Raw genomic sequence first — 21,115 nt, 5'->3', positions numbered from 1 at the left:
TGTGAAAAAGCCCGGTGCCAGTGATGGTCCCGGGCTTTTTCATGGCTGCGTTTTTTATGGATGTACACCGGCCCACAGGGGATCAGGGGTGTCAGGCAGCTTGCGAGTAAAAGTCCAGCACGCTCACGCCCGTCAGTAAATCCGCCTCCGGCAAATCCGCATGCTGGTGGCCACCGAGTGCGCAATACACCAGCCAATGGCGATCCTGAACGTTGAAGGCGAGGCTGCCGACGAGGGCTTGTTGTTCTTCGCTGGGGGTGATGAGGTAAAGACGATCCTGGTTTTCGGCGTGGAGCATGACGAGGTCCCTGTCGGTTTCGAGGCGCGAATGATCGCCGATACAGATGACGAAGCCGTGACTCAGGACAGCCATTGATCAACTGCTTCGTTATTTGTCGGAAACAGAGGGCAGGCGCGCAGGCTTTCGGTAGAATCCGCGCCGCGGTCGCCGGTCTGGCACCTGCCACCTGTTTTACTTGAGGTTTGTGATGTCGCTGCACTTGATGACGCTGTTTTTCGCCCATCCCGCCAGATTGATCAATTTGCTGGCCTTGCTCTTTGCCTTCCCGGGCGGCTGGTTGCTGCACGCCACCCGTCGTCGCGAACTGCGCGCGATGGCCAGTTTGCAGGCGCAGCGCCAGAGCAGCCCCAACGTAGAGCCCACGCTGGACTGGGCGACCTTGCGCATGAACCGGTTTTTCTACATCTTCGGTTTTGCCTGCATGGGGATGGCGTTGCTGGTGTCGTGGATCAGCACTCAGGTTTGAATCTGAAGTAAACCCTGTGGCGAGGGGGCATGCCCCCGTTGGGCTGCGAAGCGGCCCCAAGAAGCTTGCGACTGCTACGCAGCCGAACGGGGGCAAGCCCCCTCGCCACAAAAAGCGCCGTTTTCACATCTGGCCGAAACCGCTTACAGCGGCAACCCTGCCTTCACCCGGTACTGATTGCGCACCGGCGTCGCATATTGCAGCACCAGGAATGGACGATGCTCTTCAGGGCAGGCATCCAGGCGGCGTTGCCATTCTTCCCGGGCCTTGGCCAGCTCCGCGGCCGGGAACACTTCGGCCGCTTTCGGCACCTGCAACTGCGAATCGGCGTCTTTCCACTGCGCGTAAGCCAGGTAGTGCACCGGGAACAGGCGGTATCCGCTGAGGATTTGCCTGTCCATCTCGACCGCCAATTGCTTGGTGTCTTCGAACAGTTCGGTGATCGGCGCGGCAAAGTTCACGTGCACCCGGCCCTTGTAGCCGGTGATGCCCTTGGCGATGCTCACGTCATCCTCGCCCGGCACCTTGGTGTAGCTGCCGGTGGTGGCGCGGATGTAAAGCTCGCGGGCCTTGGCCTGATCGCATGGGTCGTACTCGTAGCTGATCGACACCGGGGTCAGGTTCAGCGACTGAATGACTTCGCCGAACGGCTCGTCCTTGCGGCTCATGTGGAACATCTTGAGGATCGCCGATTCGGTACGATCGTCACCGTCCTTGGCGCGGCCTTCGGCCTGGGCGATCCAGATCGAGGCGCAATCGTTGCGGATCGAATGGTTGATGTACGCCGACAACAGTTGATAAGTCGCCATTTTCTCCCGGCGTCCGCTGATCGAGCGGTGCACGATGAAGCTCTTGTTCAGGCGCATCAGGTCGCTGACGAAAGGCTTTTGCAGCAGGTTGTCGCCAATGGCGATACGCGGGGTCGGCAGGCCTGCGTGGTACACGGCATAGTTGACGAAGGCCGGGTCCATCACAATGTCGCGGTGGTTGGCGATGAACAGGTAGGCGCTGCCGGACTTGAATTGCTCCACCCCGGTATAGGTAACACCGTCGGTGGCGCGCTCGATGGTATGGTCGACGTAATGCTCGACTTTGTCCTGTAACGTGGCCACGGAGGTAATGCCGGCAAACTCACGGCGCAGCCGATGGGCTATAAGAGGTTTGAGTGCCCAGCCTAAAGCGCCGGCGAAACGCGGGAAGCGAAAGTGGGTGAGGATATCTAGAAACGCCTTGTCGCCGAGCAGTCGTGCCAGCACTGCCGGGACTTCACTGTCGTCGTAAGGTCGGATGGCATCGAATTCGCCCATCATGCTCTCTTGTTAGAAACGGCTAGGGTAAGTAAAGGTTTTGATCGAAAACCGGCGGGGCACGGTCTGAAAAAGTAGCCAGACAAAAATAGCCCTGCAAATAGACCGGCGATTATACGCACAAGTCACCTGGGAGACCGCGATGCTGGAAACTACGCAATATGAATGTCCGTATTGTGGTGAGGAAGTCGAGACGACGCTGGATTTGTCCGGTGGCGATCAGACCTATATTGAAGACTGCCAGGTGTGCTGCCGGCCGATAACCTTCGTGTTGCAGGTTCATGATGAGGAATGGCATCTCGAAGTGTTCAGCGAAAACGAGTGAGGAGCGTGTATGCAGCGCATCTACGATCCGGAAAACCTGATGGAAGGCGAGTTGCTGCAAGGCATGCTCGCCAGCGAGGGTATCGAGGCGCATCTGGTGGGCCGTGATTTGCTCGGAGGCAGCGGCGAGTTGCCGATCTATGGCCTGCTCGGGCTGTCGGTCGAGAACGATCAGGCTGCTTACGCCCGCGAGCTGATCACCGCGTACAATGCCGCGCTGCCGCTGTCCGGCGATGAACCGGACAGCTTTCCCGGCACGCTGGTCTGTTAGGCTGGCGTTCGTTTGATCAAGAGCCGTGTTGCCCCATGTGTGGACGTTATGCCCTGTTTCGCTGGAACCCCGCCTTCGCGGCGCTGCCTGGTTTTCCCGCCGACCAGCAGGCGCAGTGGAACATTTCCCCCAATGATTCGGTGTTGATGCTGCGGGCCGAGCCTGACGGCCAGCGCACGCTGGCTCGTGCCCGCTGGGGCCTGACGCCCCCCTGGCTGACCGATCTGTCTCGCACCCCGGCCCACGCCCGCGCCGAAACCGTTGCCGAACAGCCAATGTTTCGCCAGGCCTTGCGCGAGCGCCGCTGCCTGTTGCCGGCCAATGGTTTCTACGAATGGCGCGGTACGACGCGCAAGCGCCCGTACTGGCTGACGCCGGGGGAGGGCTCGTCATTATTTTTTGCGGCGATCTGGGAGGCGTATCCGGTGCAGGAGCAGGTGTGGCTGAGTACCGCCGTGATTACCCAGCCGGCGGCGAGCCAGCGGCGGCCGTTGATTCTTGATGAGGCGGGGCAGGCCGCGTGGCTGGATCCCGAGACGCCGTTGCATGCTTTGCAAGCCTTGCTGGCCAGCGAGCCTGCCGCATTGCGCGAACGGGTCCTGGCCAACATGGTGAATGATCCGAAGCTCAATGGGCCGGAGTGCCTCACTCCGGGTTGAGTTATTGGGTGGCTGAACCGGCCCCATCGCGAGCAAGCTCGCGAAGAGGGCCTGAAGGTCAAACCCTGAACTGATTGATCAAGCGTCGCTGCTGCTCGGCCAGCTTGGTCAAGTCCGCACTGGCCGCACTCGACTCATCCGCACCACCGGCCACTTCGTTGGCCACTTGGCCGATGTTGATCACGTTGCGGTTGATGTCGTCCGCCACTGCACTTTGCTCTTCAGCCGCGCTGGCAATCTGGGTGTTCATGTCGTTGATCACCGACACCGCTTGAGTAATGGTTTCCAGCGCTTCGGCAGCCTTGGCCGCGTGCTGCACGCTTTCGTCCGTGCGGTTCTGGCTGTCTTCCATGACCCGCACCACGTCCCGCGTGCCTTGTTGCAGCTGCTGAATCATGGCCTGGATTTCTTCGGTGGCCTTTTGCGTCTTCTGCGCCAGGTTACGCACCTCGTCGGCCACCACGGCAAAACCTCGGCCCTGTTCACCAGCGCGGGCGGCTTCGATGGCCGCGTTCAGGGCCAGCAGGTTGGTCTGCTCGGCGATCCCGCGAATGGCAGTGAGGATGGCGTTGATGTTTTCGCTGTCCTTGGCCAGGGTTTGCACCACGCCGACAGCCCGGCCGATTTCCACGGCGAGGGCGCCAATCGAGTTCGAGGTGTCGCGCACGATCTGCATGCCCTGGCTCGCGGCTTGGTCGGCATGGCTGGCGGCTTGTGCGGCCTGGGTCGCATTGCGCGCCACGTCCTGGGCGGTGGCGGTCATTTCCTGCACGGCGGTGGCCACCTGATCGATCTCGGCCATCTGCTTGTGCACACCGGTGTTGGTGCGGATGGCGATGTCGGCGGTGTGTTCCGACGAATCGCTGACGCTCTGCACCGACGTCACCACCTGGGTGATCATCGCCTGCAACTTGGCCAGGAAAGTATTGAAACCCTTGGCGATCGAGCCCAGTTCATCGGCACGGTCGCTGCTCAGGCGTCGGGTCAGGTCACCTTCGCCCTGGGCGATATCGTCGAGCATGGCCACCATCTGCTTGAGCGGGCGGGCGATGCCGTGGCCCACCAGCCAGATCACCAGCAAGCCGATACCGGCAATCACCAGGCCGACCATCGCCATGCCGAAGGTGTCGGATTTGCGCTGTGCGTCCAGGTCGGCCTGGAGTTTTTGCAGGTCGGCCATGACCGCATTCAGCGGCAATTGCAGCATCAGGGTCCAGCGGGCATCGGTCTGGCCGATGCCGAACGGCAGGTACAACTCGATCCGGCCCTGGGCCTTGTCGACGGTGTAGGTAACTTCGCCGCGCTTGAGATTGGCCATGTTGGCGATCTGTTTGCTGTCGAGGATGTCGCTGACCTTCTCGCCGAATTTGCCCGGATCCTTGGTGTAGGCAACGATCCGGCCATTGCCGCCGATCAGGGCCATTTCCCCGGCGCCGCTGTAGAGTTTCTGGTTGGCGCCCAGGAGCATTTCCTGGATGAAGTTCACCGACAGGTCGGCGCCGACGATGCCCTGGAAAGCGCCGTTGAGCATGATCGGTTCAATGAAGGAGGCGAGCATGACGATTTTATCGCCGACCTTATAAGGCGCCGGATCGATCACGCAGGATTTTTTGGTTTCTTTCGAGCACAGGTAGTACTCGCTGGCGCGCACGCCGGTGGACAGGGTCTTCTGGTCGTCGACGTCCACCAGTTTGTCCAGGCCCAGGGTGCCGTCGTCGTTGCGGAACCACCAGGGCAGGAAACGCCCGTTGGCGGCGTCGATGCCGACTACCTGGGTGCCGACGTAGGCCGCGTCGTTGTGATCCAGTGCGTCTTTTTCCCAGCCGATGTAAGTGCCGAGGATCTTCGGGTTCTTGACCACGTTTTCCTTGATCAGGCCGATAAGTTGCTCGCGGCTGAGGCTCAGTGCCGGCTGGCCGTCGGCCCTCGGTGTGCCGATCAGGGCGTTCACTCGCACCAGTCCGCCGGCAATCAGCAGCGGTGCTTCGAGTTCGCGCTGGATCTGGCTGACCTGGGTTTGCGCCAGGGACGTCAGGCGCTGTTCGATGACTTGCTCGAATTGGGCCTGGGTCCGCTCCTGGACCATGTCTTGGGTCCGGGCGCCGGAGAACAGCGCGTACACCACCAGCGCTGCCACGACACTAAGGACAATGGCGCCGGCAAGGGCCGCCACGGAAAACTGGATCGACTTGAATTTCATGGGGGCTCCGCACGGGAAAGGACGTCTGCGGAGCTGTATCGGCAGGGTGTCGGGCGGGCATGAGCGTGGGCAGTTGAAATGACTGTTTTTGCATGCCGGATGTCGTAATTGAATCAATGCGCGTGTGATGAATTGCGGGTTGTCGCTGTATGTGAATTTTTTTCTACGGCGATGAGAGATTTGTCCGAATTGTGCGTCTTACATCCATTGTATCTGGCGTCGATACATTTCCACGCCTAGGATACGCGGCATGTTTTCTGGGAGTTTTTTGATGAACAAGATTTTGGTTGTCAGCGCACTGAGCACAGCGCTGCTGCTCACCGGTTGTCAGTCGGTCAATACCACCAGCGGCGGTGCCGTGGGCATTGAACGCAAGCAGTACATGTTCAGCATGTTGTCCTCGCAAGAGGTCGACCAGATGTACGCTCAGTCCTATCAGAAGACCGTGGGCGAAGCGTCCAGCAAAGGTGTGCTGGACAAAACCAGCGCTGAAGCCAGACGGGTTCAGGCGATTGCCGACCGGCTGATTGCCCAGGCGCCGACGTTTCGTCCGGACGCGGCCCAGTGGAAGTGGGAAGTCAACCTGATCAAGAGCGATGAGCTCAACGCCAACTGCGGCCCTGGCGGCAAGATCATCTTTTACACCGGGTTGATCGACACCCTGAAGCTGACCGACGATGAAATCGCCGCGATCATGGGCCATGAAATCGCCCACGCCCTGCGCGAGCACGGTCGTGAAGCGATGTCCAAGGCTTACGGCATCGAAATGGCCAAGCAGGGCGCCGGTGCCTTGTTAGGATTGGGGCAGGACACCATGGCCCTGGCCGATACCGTGGCCAACTACGGCATGACCTTGCCCAACAGCCGCGCCAATGAAAACGAGGCGGACCTGATTGGCCTGGAACTGGCCGCCCGCGCCGGTTACAACCCGAATGCCGCGATCACCCTGTGGAACAAGATGAGCAAGGTCTCGGATGGTGCGCCACCGGAGTTCATGAGTACTCACCCGGCGTCGTCGAGCCGTATTGCGGCGTTGCAGGCGGCGATTCCGAAAGTCATGCCGCTTTACGAGCAAGCCAAGAAGTCCTGATTGAGTTCAACAAAAGATGAGACTCCTCGGCTTTTGTGGCGAGGGAGCTTGCTCCCGCTCGGCTGCGGAGCAGTCGTAGATCCTGATTACGCGTCGAATCTGACAAAACGCGATCATCTGGTTTGGGGCTGCTATGCAGCCCAGCGGGAGCAAGCTCCCTCGCCACAATGACTGCCTTACCCCGTCAAACCCACCCGCTGCTCTGCATCGCCTTGTACACCGCGACAATCGCCAGGATGAAGAACGCCGACGCCGCCAGTCGACGGATCAGGGTCAATGGCAATTTGTCCGCGGCAAAGTTACCGGCCAATACCACGGGCACGTTGGCAATCAGCATGCCGAGGGTGGTACCGATGATCACCAGCCAAAGCTCTGGATACTGGGCTGCGAGCATTACTGTCGCGATCTGCGTCTTGTCGCCGATTTCCGCCAGGAAGAACGCGATAAGCGTGGTCAGGAACGGCCCGAACTTGCGGGCGGTGCTGGCCTCGTCGTCATCCATCTTGTCCGGGACCAGGGTCCACAGCGCCGTGGCGGCGAAGCTCGCGGCGAGGATCCAGTGCAGCATCGTATCCGAGAAGAAACTCCCGACCCAGGCACCGACTGCACCGGCGGCCGCGTGGTTGGCCAGGGTCGCGGCGACGATACCGGCGATGATCGGCCAGGGCTTGCGGAAACGGGCAGCGAGAATGAGCGCGAGCAGTTGCGTCTTGTCGCCGATTTCGGCCAAGGCAACGATTGCGGTAGGTACGAGTAGTGAATCCAGCATCAGGGGTTTTCCTAAGGGGCGGGTCGACACGGCTATGACACGTACAGCCTTCCCGCCCCGGGTAAGGTGTTCGTGTCATAGGTCTTGTCAAACCCTGCGATCCATCTGATATGGATGCTTGGGTCGCATGCGCCATGGTCTGAGGACCAAGTATGTTGACGCATGCCGGACGAGCGTGGCGCTCGTGGGAGACTACTCCCCTAGGACGGAGCGGATTCTGCCTTTGCAAAACCCATTCGGCAAGCCTTCTTTTTCAAAAAAAGTTTCAGCCGCGCTTTGCCCGGTAGATTCTGAAACCCTGTCCTTCGGCCTTGATTGCACACACGCCCAGGTGCTCTTCGATCAGCGGTTGATACTTCAGGAAACTGTTCGCTACCAAGCGCAGTTCGCCACCGTTTTTCAGATGTTTGGCTGCTTTTCGCAGCAAGTTCTCCGTTGCGAAATAGTCGGTGTGTACGCCGACATGGAACGGCGGATTGCTCAGGATCGCACTCAAACCCATCGGCGCGGCATCGATTCCGTCACCGGTAATCACCTCGGCTTCCAGACCATTGGCAGCCAGGGTCAGGCGACTGCTGGCAGCGGCAAAGGCATCCACATCCAGCAACGTGACCTGGTTGTGTGGGTAACGACGTTTCACTGCCGCCCCCAGAACCCCTGCGCCGCAACCGAAATCGAGCAAGTGACCGCTGGGCAGTTTGTCCAGATGCTCCAGCAGCAGCGCGCTGCCACGATCCAGGCGACCATGGCTGAACACCCCTGGCAGGCTGATGACCTTCAACGGGCCTTCGGCCAGCGGCAGTTCGTAGGTCTGCGCCAGGCTTTCCAGCGGTTTGGCTTCAGGTGCGTTGGCCACGGTGACGAGCCAGAGCTGGCAGTGGCGCGCGCTGTCGAGTTTACGCGGCTTGCCGAACGGGTTGAGCTGTTTGGCGGCACCTTCGATGCCGCTTTTTTTCTCGCCGACCAGGTACAGCTCACGGCCGGCCAGCCGTGAGGCGAGGGCGTTGAGGATGTAGTCGGTCAGGTCCTTGGCCTTGGGCAGAAAGACCACCGCTGTATCGAACTCACGCTCTGGCGCATTCACGCCAAAATGGCTGCGCTCGGCGAAGCGGGCGTCCAGCGCGGCCTGATCGCCGGCGTGCCAGCACCAGCCATGAGCTTCGGGCAAACGGCCCAGCAAGTCGTCGGCGGGCAAACCGGCCAACAACACCGAACCCTGGAATAACTCGGCCTGACGAAGCAGTACTTCACTGCGCGGATCCATAACTGCTCCCGTGGAAAAAAAGTGCCGCAGTTTATCAACTGACGACCCGCAGCGCCTTACCGCTGAAGTATCCCAGTGCGTTTTCGCTCACTTGGCCAACGATTCTCTGGCGCGCTTCGCGGCTGCCCCATGCGTTGTGCGGGGTGACGATCAGGCGTGGGATGTCGTGGGCCAGCAGCGGATTGCCGTTGACGGGAGGCTCGACGCTCAGCACGTCAGTGGCGGCGCCCCCCAGATGCCCGTTGCGCAAGGCGTCGGCCAGCGCCTGTTCATCAATCAACCCACCGCGAGCGGTGTTGACCACGAACGCGCCGGGTTTCATCGAGGCCAGTTCACGGGCGCCGATGAAGTGGCGAGTGTGCTCGTTGAGCGGGCAGTGCAGAGTCAGCGCATCGACCTGTGGCAACAGTTCATTCAGTGGCAGGCGGTCCGGGCGGGCAGGGCGTCCGGGAATTTGCCCCAGCACAACGCGCATACCGAAGGCTTCAGCCAACCGTGCGACCGCGCCGCCCAATTCGCCATGTCCCAGCAGGCCAAGGGTTTTGCCTTCGAGTTCGACGATCGGGTAATCCAGCAAACAGAACTGTTTGGCCTGCTGCCAGCGGCCTTCGCCGACGGCTTTTTGATAATCGGCCAGGCGCGTGGCCAGGTTGAGCAGCAGCATGATCGTGTGCTGCGCCACCGACGGTGTGCCGTAACCCTGGCAGTTGCACACGGTAATCCCGTGGGTGCGGGCGGCGGCGAGATCGACGTTGTTGGTGCCGGTGGCGGTGATCAGGATCAGCTTGAGATCAGGGCTGGCGGCCATGGCGGCGGCATCGATGACAATTTTGTTGCTGATTGCGACGGTGGCACCCTTGAGGTGTTCGATGACTTGATCGGGCAAGGTCTGGGCGAACAGCTGCAAATCGCTGAAACAACTGCGCAGCGGGTCGAGGTCAAGATCGCCGAGGTCCAGGGACGGGTGGTCGAGGAATACGGCGCGGCGAGTGTTCGTCATCAACTGTACCTTTTGTGCAATGAACTGAAGGCGTAATCTGCCGAGCCTACCAGATGAAATAAATAGTTACGCTTGGCCTGAAGGAGCCCCCATGTATTGGACAGAGTTCTTGACCGTTGCCCTGATTCACCTGCTGGCCGTGGCCAGTCCCGGCCCGGACTTTGCCGTGGTGGTGCGCGAGAGTGTTACCCACGGTCGCCGCGCTGGCACCTGGACCGCGCTGGGTGTGGGTACGGCGATTTTCCTGCACGTGGGTTACTCGCTGTTGGGTATCGGCCTGATCGTGTCCCAGTCGATCGTGCTGTTCAATGCCTTGAAATGGGCCGCTGCCGCTTACCTGCTGTACATCGGTTACAAGGCGCTGCGCGCGCAACCGGCCAAGCCTGTGGCGGACGATCTGCACAAGGAAGCCGGCGAGCGCACCGCCCGTGGTGCTTTCACTTCGGGTTTCGTCACCAACGGCCTCAACCCGAAAGCCACGCTGTTCTTCCTCTCGCTATTCACTGTGGTGATCAACCCGCACACGCCGCTGGCCGTGCAGGCCGGTTACGGGGTTTACCTGGCGGCAGCGACAGCGGGCTGGTTCTGCCTGGTGGCGATGTTGTTCAGCCAGCAGCGCGTACGCGCCGGTTTCGCCCGCATGGGCCACTGGTTCGACCGGACCATGGGCGCGGTGCTGATTGCGATTGGCGTGAAGCTGGCTTTTACCGAGATGCATTGATTCCGTAGTTACAACAGATCGAGAATCCTTGCGGGTGGTGGCGCAACGCTATCATTTGCAGGGTTCTGCAAATCATTCCTTTGGCTGATTTGGCTGGCGTTCAAGGGCACTACAGTGCGTACTTTCAGTCACGACCGTGCAGTCAGATTAAAGGGATTATTATGTTGCAGACTCGCGTTATCCCCCCGGCCGAAGGCGCTTATCAGTACCCGCTGTTGATCAAGCGGCTGCTGATGTCCGGTGCCCGTTATGAGAAAACCCGCGAGATCATCTACCGCGACAAGTTGCGCTATAGCTACCCGACCCTGATCGAACGGGTGGCCCGCCTGGCCAACGTATTGACAGCTGCCGGGGTCAAGCCCGGGGATGCCGTGGGTGTGATGGACTGGGACAGCCATCGTTACCTGGAATGCATGTTCGCCATCCCGATGATCGGCGCGGTGATCCATACCATCAACGTGCGCCTGTCGCCGGAACAGATCCTCTACACCATGAATCACGCCGAGGACCGCTTTGTGCTGGTCAACAGCGAGTTCGTCGGTCTCTACAAGGCCATCGAAGGGCATCTGACCACGGTCGACAAAACCCTGCTGCTGACTGACCTGCCGGAAAAAACCGCGGACCTGCCGAACCTCGTCGGTGAATACGAACAACTGCTGGCCGCAGCGAGCCCGCAGTACGACTTCCAGGATTTCGACGAAAACTCGGTCGCGACCACGTTCTATACCACCGGTACCACCGGCAACCCCAAGGGCGTGTACTTCACCCATCGGCAACTGGTGCTGCACACCATGGGCGTATCGACCATCATGGGCGCGATCGATAGCGTGCGCCTGCTGGGCACCAACGACGTGTACATGCCGATCACCCCGATGTTCCACGTGCACGCCTGGGGCTTGCCGTATGTGGCGACCATGCTCGGGCTCAAACAGGTGTATCCCGGCCGCTATGACCCGGAGTACCTGGTGGAGTTGTGGCGCAAGGAGAAGGTCACGTTCTCCCATTGCGTACCGACCATTTTGCAGATGGTCCTCAATGCCAAGGCCGCGCAGAACGTCGACTTCGGCGGCTGGAAAATCGTCATCGGCGGCAGCGCCCTGAACCGCACGTTGTACGAGGCGGCCAAGGCCAAAGGCATTCAGTTGACCGCCGCCTACGGCATGTCGGAAACCGGGCCACTGGTTTCGTGCGCACACTTGAACGATGAGCTGATGGCCGGTACCGAAGACGAACGCACCACTTACCGGATCAAGGCCGGCGTGCCGGGGCCACTGGTGGAGGCGGCGATCGTCGACACCGAGGGCAACTTCCTGCCCGCCGACGGCGAGACCCAGGGCGAGCTGGTGTTACGCGCACCGTGGCTGACCGAGGGTTATTTCAACGAGCCGCAGAAGGGGGCCGAGCTCTGGGCTGGAGGCTGGCTGCACACCGGTGACGTGGCGACCCTGGACAGCATGGGCGTGATCGACATTCGTGACCGGATCAAAGACGTGATCAAGACCGGTGGCGAGTGGATCTCCTCCCTGGACCTGGAAGACCTGATCAGCCGTCATGCGGCGGTACGTGAAGTAGCAGTGGTGGGGATCCCCGATCCGCAGTGGGGCGAGCGGCCGTTTGCCCTGCTGGTGCTGCGTGAGGGTCACGCAATCGGGGCGCGGGAACTCAAGGAACACCTCAAGCCGTTTGTGGAGCTGGGACACTTGAGCAAGTGGGCGATTCCGAGCCAGATTGCCCTTGTTACTGAAATTCCCAAGACCAGCGTCGGCAAGCTCGACAAGAAGCGCATTCGTGTTGACATCAGCGAATGGCAAGCCACCAACAGCACCTTCCTCTCGACGCTTTAAGCGTCTCCCGGCGTGCCCGAAAGGGCACGCCAGCCCCACCAAGCAAGCGCTTGGCTTGTCAAATCGAATTTTTCAGCCATCCTTGCCGTGCCGACGGGTGTCGGACTGGCGAAAGGACTGTTCCAGAGTGGCTGGCAACTGCAAATCACACTTTAGAGGGATCAAGCGCTACTACCTGCTGGCTATAGTCCGCTCAAGGATTTTTAAGAACGGGGCAACCGCACGAACCGGGGCGATGCAACTTTGGAATGACTTTGGGATGCCATGGCTCCCGGTTATCCACAGCGTTTTTAGAAGTGCTCTTGCCATAAAAATAAAATGCACATGGAGTAGCGTCGATGACATCAGTAAACCAGTTCTGGCGCCGGGCGAAACTGCCCCTGGCTGTCAGTCTTGCCTCTACGCTCGCCGGGCCAGCATTCGGCGTCAGTTTCAACGTCGGTGAAATCGAAGGTCAGTTCGACTCATCCCTGTCGGTTGGTGCCAGCTGGTCTACCGAGCAGCCGAACAAGAACCTCATTGGTGTCAACAACGGCGGCAAGGGTCTGTCCCAGACTTCTGATGACGGTCACCTGAACTTCAAGAGCGGAGAAACCTTCTCGAAGATCTTCAAGGGCATCCATGACCTTGAACTGAAATACGGCGATACCGGTGTTTTCGTCCGTGGCAAATACTGGTACGACTTTGAACTGAAGGACGAAAGCCGTCCGTTCAAGGACATCAGCGACGAGGGCCGCAAGGAAGGCGCCAAGTCCGCCGGCGGCCAGATCCTCGACGCCTTCGTCTACCACAACTACTCCATTGCCGATCAACCAGGCTCCGTGCGTCTGGGCAAGCAGGTCGTGAGCTGGGGTGAAAGTACCTTCATCGGTGGTGGCATCAACTCGATCAACCCGATCGACGTGTCCGCGTTCCGTCGTCCGGGTGCCGAGATCAAGGAAGGCCTGATCCCGGTCAACATGTTCTATGTGTCCCAGAGCCTGACCGAAAACCTCTCGGCCGAAGCGTTCTATCAAATTGAATGGGACCAGACTGTCGTTGACAACTGCGGCACGTTCTTCTCCCAGCCGGACATCGTTGCCGACGGTTGCAACGACAACCTGCGCGTGCTGGCCAAGCGCTCGCAGATTCCGGCCGCTGCCCTGGGGCCTTTGGCCGCCAACGGCGTCGACGTCAACGAAGAGGGGGTTCTGGTGCGCCGTGGCGGCGATCGTGATGCCCGAGACGGCGGCCAGTGGGGCGCGTCCTTCAAGTATATGTTCGATCCGCTGGACACCGAGTTCGGCGCCTACTTCATGAACTACCACAGCCGTGCGCCGATCTTCAGCGCCACCGGTGCACCGCAGTCGGTTTACAACACGGCATTGGGACTCCAGCAACTGGGTGGCCAGATTGCTCGACTGGCGCCATTGCTGGTGGCGGGTAATTCGCAATACTTCATCGAATACCCGGAAGACATTCGCCTGTATGGTTTGAGCTTCTCCACCACTCTGCCTACTGGTACGGCGTGGAGCGGTGAGATCAGCTACCGTCCGAACGCTCCGGTGCAGCTGAACTCCACTGACATCCTGTTCGCCGGTGTCCGTCCATTAGGCGGCGCTCTGAGCAACGCTTCACTGCTCAACGGTGTGCCTGGCCAGGACTTGCACGGGTATAACCGCAAGGAAATCACCCAGTTCCAGACCACCCTGACGCACTTCTTCGATCAGGTCATGGGCGCCAGCCGCCTGACCCTGGTGGGAGAAGTGGGCGTGACCCACGTCGGCGGGCTGGAAAGCTCCTCCGATGTCCGTTATGGCCGTGACCCGGTCTACGGTCCAGGTGAGTTGCCTGCCACCGGCGGCCAGAATACCTGCGTGGCGCTCAACAACAGCACTATCGGCGGGGCCGGCCCAGGCACTCCGACCAACAACCTCAGCCGCAACTGCACCGACGAAGGCTTCACCACCCCCACTTCGTGGGGCTACCGCGGTCGTGCCATCTGGGAATACAACGACGTGTTTGCTGGTGTGAACCTCAAGCCGAACGTTGCCTGGTCCCATGACGTGAGCGGTTACTCCCCTGGCCCTGGCGGCAACTTCGAGGAAGGCCGCAAAGCGGTGAGCCTGGGTGTCGACGCCGAGTACCAGAACACCTATACCGCGAGCCTGGCTTACACCAACTTCTTCGACGGCAAGTACACCACCGTGGATGATCGCGACTTCGTTGCGCTCAGCCTCGGCGTGAACTTCTAAGCACAGTATTTTCAGGACGAACACATAAATGAAAATAACAAAGAGTCTGTTCCAAGCCGGTGTTCTGGGCCTTTCGCTGCTGGCGACCAGCGTCATCGCAGCGGTTCCCCAGGCCGAGGCCGACAAACTGGGCAAGAGCCTGACCCCGATGGGCGCCGAAATGGCGGGTAACGCCGACGGTTCGATCCCCGCCTGGAAGCCGATGGCGAAGAACGCCGGTACGGTCGACAGCAAAGGTTTCCTGTCCAATCCGTTCGCCAGCGAAAAACCGCTGTTCACCATCACGGCGCAGAACGTCGACCAGTACAAGGAAAAGCTCGCCCCGGGCCAGTACGCGATGTTCAAGCGCTACCCGGAAACCTACAAGATGCCGGTCTATCCGTCCCATCGCGGTGCCACCGTGCCGGATGACGTGTTCGCCGCCATCAAGCGCAACGCCACCAACACCAACCTGGTGTCCGGCGGCAACGGCCTGGAAAACTTCGAAACAGCCGTGCCGTTCCCGATTCCGAAAAGCGGCGTGGAAGTCATCTGGAACCACATCACCCGCTATCGCGGGGGCAGCGTGACCCGCCTGGTGACCCAGGCCACGCCGCAGCCGAACGGCTCGTTCAGCCTGGTGTACTTCCAGGACCAGTTCGTGTTCCGCGACAAGATGAAGGACTACGACCCGAAAAACCCGGGCAACATCCTGTTCTACTTCAAGCAGAAAGTGACCGCTCCGGCTCGTCTGGCCGGTGGTGTGCTGCTGGTTCACGAAACCCTCGACCAGGTCAAGGAACCGCGCTCGGCGTGGGTCTACAACGCCGGTCAGCGTCGTGTGCGTCGTGCGCCACAAGTGTCCTATGACGGCCCGGGTACCGCGGCCGATGGTCTGCGTACCTCCGATAACCTGGACATGTTCAACGGTGCACCGGATCGTTACGACTGGAAGCTCGAAGGCAAGAAAGAGATGTACATCGCCTCCGACGCCTACAAGCTCGACGACCCGAGCCTCAAGTACACCGACATCATCAAGGCCGGTCACATCAACCAGGATCTGGCGCGTTACGAGCTGCGCCGGGTGTGGCATGTGGTAGCCACCTTGAAGGAGGGGCAGCGTCACATCTACGCCAAGCGTGACTTCTACATCGACGAAGATACCTGGCAAGCAGCGGTCATCGACCATTACGACGGTCGTGGCCAACTGTGGCGTGTAGGTGAGGCCCATGCCGAGAACTACTACGACAAGCAAGTGCCGTGGTATGCCCTCGAAGCCCTGTATGACCTGCAATCGGGTCGTTACCTGGCGCTGGGCATGAAGAACGAAGAGAAGTCGGCCTATGACTTCGGCTTCCAGGCCACCACCAGCGACTTCACTCCGGCCGCCCTGCGTCAGGACGGTGTTCGCTAAGGTGAACTGAGTAGAAGCCGCACCCTCTGAAAACGCCCCGACTGGTTCGGGGCTTTTTTTTGCTTGTAGACTTTTTGTAGCCATTTGTAGCAATTACCTTCATTCCCTATCCGTTTACGGCTAGTCTGCGGACATCTGCAACGCCGCCACCCGCAATTCAAACAAGAGCCGGCTATGACTGATTTGTCTACACCCCCAGGTTCTGCAAACGTTGCTGTCGCGACACTCGACGGGCGCTTCTTCCGCCCGCCGTTGCCCGACGGCCATGTGCTGCGTCCACGTTTGTGCGAGCGCCTGAGTGCCGGGCTCGGTGGCAGGTTGCTGCTGGTCAGCGCACCGGCAGGGTTCGGCAAGAGTTCGTTGGCGGTAGAGTTTTGTCAGGGGTTGCCGGCGCACTGGCAAAGCCTCTGGCTGGGCTTGAGCCCGCGAGACAGTGACCCGGGGCGTTTTCTCGAGCGCCTGCTGGAAGGCCTCCAGGACTACTTCCCGCACTTGGGCAGACAATCCCTCGGGCTGTTGAAAATGCGCCAGCGCCATCAGCCTTTCGCATTCGAAGAATGGCTGGACGGCCTGCTCGACGAGTTGGCCGAACACCTGTCCACCGCGACGCCATTGCTGCTGGTGCTGGATGATTACCATCTGGCCCAGGGGCCAGTGCTGGATCGTTGCCTGCAATTTTTCCTCAACCATCTTCCCGATGGCTTGCTGGTGATGGTCACCAGTCGCCAGCGTCCCGATTGGCATCTGGCGCGGCTACGGCTGTCGCGGCAATTGCTTGAGTTACATGAACAGGATCTGCGCCTGACCCACGACGAAGCGTTGAGCCTACTCGACCGACACAGCAGTTCCCTGCGCGGAGAGGCACTGGAAAACCTGATCCAGCGCAGCGAAGGTTGGGTCGCAGGGTTACGTTTCTGGCTGCTGGCCGCCTCGGAGGCGGGCACCGATGGCGCACTGCCGCAATCGTTGCACGGCGGGGAAGGGCTGATCCGCGATTACCTGCTCGAAGAAGTCATCGATTGCCTGCCCGCCGAGGTCCAGTCGTTCCTCTATGACACGGCGCCCCAGGAACGTTTTTGCAGCGAACTGTGCGACGCCGTTCGCGACGCCCATGACAGCGGGGAAATCCTGCGCTTCCTGCTCGCCCACCAAGTGTTCCTGGTGCCACTGGATGAACATGGCCACTGGTATCGTTACCACCACCTGTTTTCCGATCTGTTGCGCACGCGCCCGACTTCCCAGTCGATGGTGCCGGCCGCCAGCCTGCACCTGCGTGCCTGCCGCTGGTTCAATGCCCAGGGCCTGCTCGATGAGGCCGTGGAGCAGGCCTTGCGTGCCGGTCACCTGGATGTCGCGGCCAACCTGGTGCAGAACCTCTCCGAAGAGCAACTGCTGGCCGAGCAGAACGTCGGCATGTTGCTGCGCTGGAAAATGGACTTGCCTGACAGCTTGCTGATCAGCACACCGCGACTGATCGTGCTGTATAGCTGGGCGCTGGGGATGGCATGCCAACTGGATGCCGCGGAAGAACTGGCCAGCCATTTGAGCCGTTTCCTGCCCGCTCCGTCGGCCACCGCCCAGAAGTCGATGCTGGCCCAATGGCTGGCGTTGAGCGGCATCATTGCCCGTGGGCGCGGCAACCGCGAACTGACGCTGCGGTACTGCGGCGAAGCGTTGGAAAGTCTTCCGTCCAAGCGTTACGGACAACGCCTGATGTGCCTCTCGACCCTGTCTAACCTGGCCATTGCCGACGGTGATTTGTGGCGGGCGCGGGGATTGAACCGCGAATCGCTGGAGCTGGCGCAACGGGTCGGCAACCCCTTGTTCGAAGCACTGGCACATTACGACCGCGCCCGGGTGCTGCAAGCGCGCGGGGAAATCTGTCGGGCGCTGGAAGAGGTCCGTCAGGGAATGCAGCGCCTGCAGAGCTTGCCTGCGCAACGGCTGTATGCGGTTCGAGCCCGGCTGACCTTGTACGAAGGCTTTTTGCTGGCCCTGCGCATGCAGCCACAAGCGGCGCGGGTGCGATTGCAGGCCGGTTTGAGCGAGGCGCGTGCCTGCCGTGACATCAGCGTGCTGATCGGCCACTGCGTGATTGCCAGGCTGGAAGGCAGTAGCGGCGAATTCGCCAAAGCCTTTGCCGAACTTGCCGAAGCCGAACGGCTAATGCACATCTGGGATGTGCCACCGATCTACTACCTGGCCATGATCACCCTGGTCAAATGTGAACTCTGGCTAGCCCAGGGGCGCACCGATCTGGCCGAAGCCTGGCTGGCGCGCCTGGGGCAGACCTATAACGGCGAAAACGGGGCGGCACCACCGGAATTCCACCCGCAATTGCCGCTGCATATCGAATTGCAACAAGCACTGCTCGACGTCATCCAGGGCCAACCGATGCTGGCCGAAGGGCGTTTGAATGCGCTGCTCGAACATGGTCAGCAAAGCGGTCGGCAGATGCTCAGTGCCATGGCGCTGACCCAGAAAGTGGCGTTGTTGCTGGGCAGCGGACGGGAGCCGGAAGCACGCAAGGCGCTGGCCCAGGCGCTGGACGCCGCCGGCGGAGGGGTACTGCAACCCTTTGAGGGCTTGCTTGCCGAGCACCCGGACTGGCTGCGTGGGCAGCTTCAAAACTGTCCGCCAACCCCCGTCTCCCTGAGCCTCAGTGAAAAACTGCCGGCACTGGCTGCCCGTCCCGGGCTGGAGTCCTGCGCGGTCGCGGAACAGCTCAGCACCCGGGAAATGGCAGTCCTGCGATTGATCGCCCAGGGCTGTTCGAACCAGGAAATCAGCGATCAGCTGTTTATTTCCCTGCACACGGTCAAGACCCACGCCAGCCACATCAATAGCAAGCTTGGAGTCGAGAGGCGTACGCAGGCGGTGGCGCGAGCCAAGGAATTGGGGGTGCTGGGTTAAGGATTTTTCACGTTACACATCGCGGCCATTGGCTGGATACTCAATTGTGCGAAAATCGTTCGTCCCCGTTTATCGAGCAGGCTCCGATGTCCCAGCACCCCGCCCTCATCCGCGAAACCTTCCCCGTCGGTCCTTTGCAGTGCAACTGCACGATCATCGGCGATCCGGTAACGAAAAAGGCCATCGTCGTCGATCCGGGTGGCAATCATGAGTTGATCCTGGCGCGTCTCGACGCCCTTGGGCTGAAAGTGGTCAGCATCATTCACACCCACGCGCACCTCGATCATTTCCTGGCTTCCGGCCAACTCAAGGAGAAAACCGGCGCGACCCTGCATTTGCACAAGGAAGACCAGTTCCTGTGGGACAACCTGGAAATGCAGTGCCAGATGTTCGGTGTTCCCTATACCCCGGTGCCGTCCCCGGATCGCTGGCTGGCCGATGATGAAGAGCTGGCCTGCGGCTGTGGCGTGGCGCTGCACACGCCAGGTCATACGCCGGGCTCCATGAGCTTCTGGTTTTCCGAGGCCAAGCTGCTGATTGCCGGTGATACGCTGTTTCGTCGTGGCGTCGGACGCACGGATTTGTGGGGCGGCGACCAGGCGACCATCGTGCGCTCGATCAAGCAGCGGCTGTATACCCTCGACGAAGACGCGACCGTGGTGACCGGGCATGGTCCGGATACCCGCCTGGGCGACGAAATGCGCGAGAACCCCTTTGTTCGGGGCTGATTTGTAACATTCGGAATTTTTACCCGTTAACGTGATCCAACGCCCGCAAAGGCTGATGCCTTGGTCCGTTGCACCACAGAATGCAAAAAAGTAGGAGCTTTACATGTTCACCACGCGTCGTTTGATTATTCTCGCTACGGCTGTGGCCGTTTTGTCCGGTTGTGCTTCGCCTAACCCATACGGCGGTCAGGGCCAGGCTCAGGGCCAGACGGATAGCGGCTCCGAAGGCATGAGCAAGACCGCTAAATACGGTGGCTTGGGCGCTCTGGCCGGTGCGCTGGCTGGTGCTGCGATCAACCACGATAACCGTGGCAAGGGCGCATTGATCGGTGCAGCAGTGGTTGGTGCTTCCGCCGCCGGCTACGGCTACTACGCCGATCAGCAAGAGAAAAAGCTGCGCGCCAGCATGGCCAACACCGGTGTTGAAGTGCAGCGCCAGGGCGACCAGATCAAGCTGATCATGCCGGGCAACATCACATTCGCTACCGATTCGGCGAACATTGCCCCAGGTTTCTACCAGCCGCTGAACAACCTGGCGGGCTCGCTGAAAGAGTTCAACCAGAACCAGATCGAGATTGTCGGCTATACCGACAGCACTGGCAGCCGCCAGCACAACATGGACCTGTCCCAGCGTCGTGCCCAGAGCGTGGCAACCTACCTGACCTCGCAAGGTGTCAGCGGTGCCAACCTGAGCGCTCGCGGTGCCGGCCCGGATGGCCCGGTTGCCAGTAACGCTGACGTCAATGGCCGTGCGCAGAACCGCCGTGTAGAGGTCAACCTCAAGGCGATTCCTGGCCAGCAGTATGGTGGTCAGCAGCAAGGTCAGGTTCAGCAGTACCCTTGATCGTCTGATTGAACCCCAGGTGTAAAAAGTCCGCTCGATCCTAACCAGATCAGGCGGGCTTTTTTGTACCGTCAGTTCTGGCCCCATCGCGAGCAGGCTCGCTCCCACAGGGGATCTTCTTTGGTCGTAGAGGTTGTGTCCGCTGAAGATCAATTGTGGGAGCGAGCCTGCTCGCGAATAGGCCAGTACAGTCAACGAAGAACGCAGAAACAAAAAAGCCCCCGGACAAGTGAATGTCCGGGGGCTTTTTGCTACGCGCGAAAGCTGATTACTTCTTCAGGCCGTAGTGCTCATCGAGCATGCCAGGCGAGTTCGGGGATTTGGGAGCGTAGTCGCGTGGCGGCTCCTGATCGCGCGGTGGCGTCAGGCGCTCACGAGGTGCCTGCGCCGCGTCGGCGTGCAGGGAGGCCAGCAGGCGTTGGCGAGTCTGTTCGTCCAGGGCCAGGCGGTTGGCGCCCTCGGCGAGATGGTCCTGCACTTCCTGATAGCTCTGAGTCAGTTTCTTGACCAGTGTCGCGGTGCTGTTGAAGTGGGTCACCACCTCGTTCTGATAACTGTCGAAACGTTCCTGAATATCGTCCAGCTGACGCTGCGTGCGGCTGGGCGCGGCGTTCGGAGCAACGCGAGCGATCAGGAACCCAATGGCGACACCCACAACCAGGGCAAGAGTCGGTAACAACCAAACTAAGAGCGAGTGTTCCACGAGTCCTTCCTCTATAAACGGCTTTGCTTTACGTTAACGGCTCGAACCTGCGCTGTATACCGCGATTCACTCGCAATAGACAGC

Annotated in this window: 19 protein-coding genes, 1 pseudogene and 1 riboswitch; of the genes and pseudogenes, 12 read left to right on the top strand and 8 right to left on the bottom strand. The window is 60.5% G+C overall.

The window, feature by feature from the left end:
- Positions 1 to 91: 91 nt before the first annotated feature.
- A complete protein-coding gene (locus KGA96_RS06725) occupies positions 92 to 298 on the bottom strand; it encodes a hypothetical protein (protein WP_033052291.1) in 207 nt (68 codons plus the stop codon).
- Positions 299 to 488: 190 nt separating this feature from the next.
- On the opposite strand from KGA96_RS06725, the gene KGA96_RS06720 reads away from it, so the two are divergent.
- A complete protein-coding gene (locus KGA96_RS06720; RefSeq protein WP_046041887.1) occupies positions 489 to 767 on the top strand; it encodes a hypothetical protein in 279 nt (92 codons plus the stop codon).
- A gap of 143 nt (positions 768 to 910) precedes the next feature.
- Here KGA96_RS06720 and KGA96_RS06715 read toward each other — a convergent pair whose 3' ends face one another.
- Positions 911 to 2,077: a 1-acyl-sn-glycerol-3-phosphate acyltransferase gene (locus tag KGA96_RS06715; protein WP_046041888.1), complete on the bottom strand. Its 1,167-nt coding sequence runs from the start codon at positions 2,075 to 2,077 to the stop codon at positions 911 to 913.
- 139 nt (positions 2,078 to 2,216) lie between these two features.
- On the opposite strand from KGA96_RS06715, the gene KGA96_RS06710 reads away from it, so the two are divergent.
- Genes KGA96_RS06710 through KGA96_RS06700 form a run of 3 tightly spaced genes read left to right on the top strand, consistent with a single transcriptional unit; the run spans position 2,217 to position 3,328 of the window.
- Positions 2,217 to 2,399 (top strand): CPXCG motif-containing cysteine-rich protein, encoded by a 183-nt coding sequence (locus tag KGA96_RS06710; RefSeq protein WP_046041889.1) that lies wholly within the window; start codon positions 2,217 to 2,219, stop codon positions 2,397 to 2,399.
- 9 nt (positions 2,400 to 2,408) lie between these two features.
- Complete coding sequence (locus KGA96_RS06705) at positions 2,409 to 2,669, top strand: putative signal transducing protein (protein WP_008045983.1); 261 nt, start codon at positions 2,409 to 2,411, stop codon at positions 2,667 to 2,669.
- A 35-nt stretch (positions 2,670 to 2,704) separates the two neighbouring features.
- On the top strand, positions 2,705 to 3,328 hold the full coding sequence (locus KGA96_RS06700; RefSeq protein WP_046041890.1) for an SOS response-associated peptidase: 624 nt from the start codon (positions 2,705 to 2,707) through the stop codon (positions 3,326 to 3,328).
- A 58-nt stretch (positions 3,329 to 3,386) separates the two neighbouring features.
- On the opposite strand, the gene KGA96_RS29845 is transcribed toward KGA96_RS06700, so the two are convergent.
- On the bottom strand, positions 3,387 to 4,130 hold the full coding sequence (locus tag KGA96_RS29845) for a methyl-accepting chemotaxis protein (protein ID WP_411741538.1): 744 nt from the start codon (positions 4,128 to 4,130) through the stop codon (positions 3,387 to 3,389).
- 111 nt (positions 4,131 to 4,241) lie between these two features.
- Positions 4,242 to 4,439: pseudogene (locus tag KGA96_RS29840) on the bottom strand (HAMP domain-containing protein); the annotation flags it as partial.
- A gap of 1,360 nt (positions 4,440 to 5,799) precedes the next feature.
- On the opposite strand from KGA96_RS29840, the gene KGA96_RS06690 reads away from it, so the two are divergent.
- Positions 5,800 to 6,618, top strand: coding sequence for a M48 family metallopeptidase (locus KGA96_RS06690; protein ID WP_046041892.1), 819 nt, complete (start codon positions 5,800 to 5,802; stop codon positions 6,616 to 6,618).
- Positions 6,619 to 6,802: 184 nt separating this feature from the next.
- Here KGA96_RS06690 and KGA96_RS06685 read toward each other — a convergent pair whose 3' ends face one another.
- The 3 genes from KGA96_RS06685 to KGA96_RS06675 all read right to left on the bottom strand — a co-directional run bounded on the left by KGA96_RS06685 (position 6,803) and on the right by KGA96_RS06675 (position 9,651).
- Positions 6,803 to 7,387, bottom strand: a complete 585-nt coding sequence (locus tag KGA96_RS06685) for a TMEM165/GDT1 family protein (protein WP_008016665.1) — start codon at positions 7,385 to 7,387, stop codon at positions 6,803 to 6,805.
- 90 nt (positions 7,388 to 7,477) lie between these two features.
- Positions 7,478 to 7,600: riboswitch (yybP-ykoY riboswitch) on the bottom strand.
- A gap of 52 nt (positions 7,601 to 7,652) precedes the next feature.
- Positions 7,653 to 8,651, bottom strand: a complete 999-nt coding sequence (locus KGA96_RS06680; protein WP_008045980.1) for a class I SAM-dependent methyltransferase — start codon at positions 8,649 to 8,651, stop codon at positions 7,653 to 7,655.
- A 34-nt stretch (positions 8,652 to 8,685) separates the two neighbouring features.
- Complete coding sequence (locus KGA96_RS06675; RefSeq protein ID WP_046041893.1) at positions 8,686 to 9,651, bottom strand: 2-hydroxyacid dehydrogenase; 966 nt, start codon at positions 9,649 to 9,651, stop codon at positions 8,686 to 8,688.
- Positions 9,652 to 9,742: 91 nt separating this feature from the next.
- Between KGA96_RS06675 and KGA96_RS06670 the strand changes: the two genes are divergently transcribed.
- From KGA96_RS06670 to KGA96_RS06640, 7 genes are all read left to right on the top strand, one after another.
- On the top strand, positions 9,743 to 10,372 hold the full coding sequence (locus tag KGA96_RS06670) for a LysE family translocator (protein WP_046041894.1): 630 nt from the start codon (positions 9,743 to 9,745) through the stop codon (positions 10,370 to 10,372).
- Positions 10,373 to 10,533: 161 nt separating this feature from the next.
- Positions 10,534 to 12,216: a fatty acid--CoA ligase gene (locus KGA96_RS06665; RefSeq protein WP_046041895.1), complete on the top strand. Its 1,683-nt coding sequence runs from the start codon at positions 10,534 to 10,536 to the stop codon at positions 12,214 to 12,216.
- Between the two features lie 338 nt (positions 12,217 to 12,554).
- Complete coding sequence (locus tag KGA96_RS06660) at positions 12,555 to 14,450, top strand: DUF1302 domain-containing protein (protein ID WP_223512051.1); 1,896 nt, start codon at positions 12,555 to 12,557, stop codon at positions 14,448 to 14,450.
- Between the two features lie 28 nt (positions 14,451 to 14,478).
- A complete protein-coding gene (locus KGA96_RS06655; protein WP_046041897.1) occupies positions 14,479 to 15,843 on the top strand; it encodes a DUF1329 domain-containing protein in 1,365 nt (454 codons plus the stop codon).
- Between the two features lie 174 nt (positions 15,844 to 16,017).
- Positions 16,018 to 18,756, top strand: coding sequence for a LuxR C-terminal-related transcriptional regulator (locus KGA96_RS06650; protein WP_046041898.1), 2,739 nt, complete (start codon positions 16,018 to 16,020; stop codon positions 18,754 to 18,756).
- Positions 18,757 to 18,842: 86 nt separating this feature from the next.
- Positions 18,843 to 19,484 carry an MBL fold metallo-hydrolase gene (locus KGA96_RS06645; protein WP_046041899.1) on the top strand — a complete coding sequence of 214 codons (642 nt, stop codon included), beginning with the start codon at positions 18,843 to 18,845 and terminating at the stop codon, positions 19,482 to 19,484.
- A gap of 103 nt (positions 19,485 to 19,587) precedes the next feature.
- A complete protein-coding gene (locus tag KGA96_RS06640) occupies positions 19,588 to 20,328 on the top strand; it encodes an OmpA family protein (protein WP_046041900.1) in 741 nt (246 codons plus the stop codon).
- 268 nt (positions 20,329 to 20,596) lie between these two features.
- Here the strand turns inward: KGA96_RS06640 and KGA96_RS06635 are convergent, their stop codons facing one another.
- Positions 20,597 to 21,031 (bottom strand): YhcB family protein, encoded by a 435-nt coding sequence (locus KGA96_RS06635; RefSeq protein WP_046041901.1) that lies wholly within the window; start codon positions 21,029 to 21,031, stop codon positions 20,597 to 20,599.
- Between the last annotated feature and the right edge of the window lie 84 nt (positions 21,032 to 21,115).

This window comes from Pseudomonas sp. GL-R-26 (assembly GCF_019947365.1).
Classification (GTDB): Bacteria; Pseudomonadota; Gammaproteobacteria; order Pseudomonadales; family Pseudomonadaceae; genus Aquipseudomonas.
Note: the sequence above shows the minus strand (reverse complement) of the source record. Positions and strands in the feature narration are given on the sequence as shown.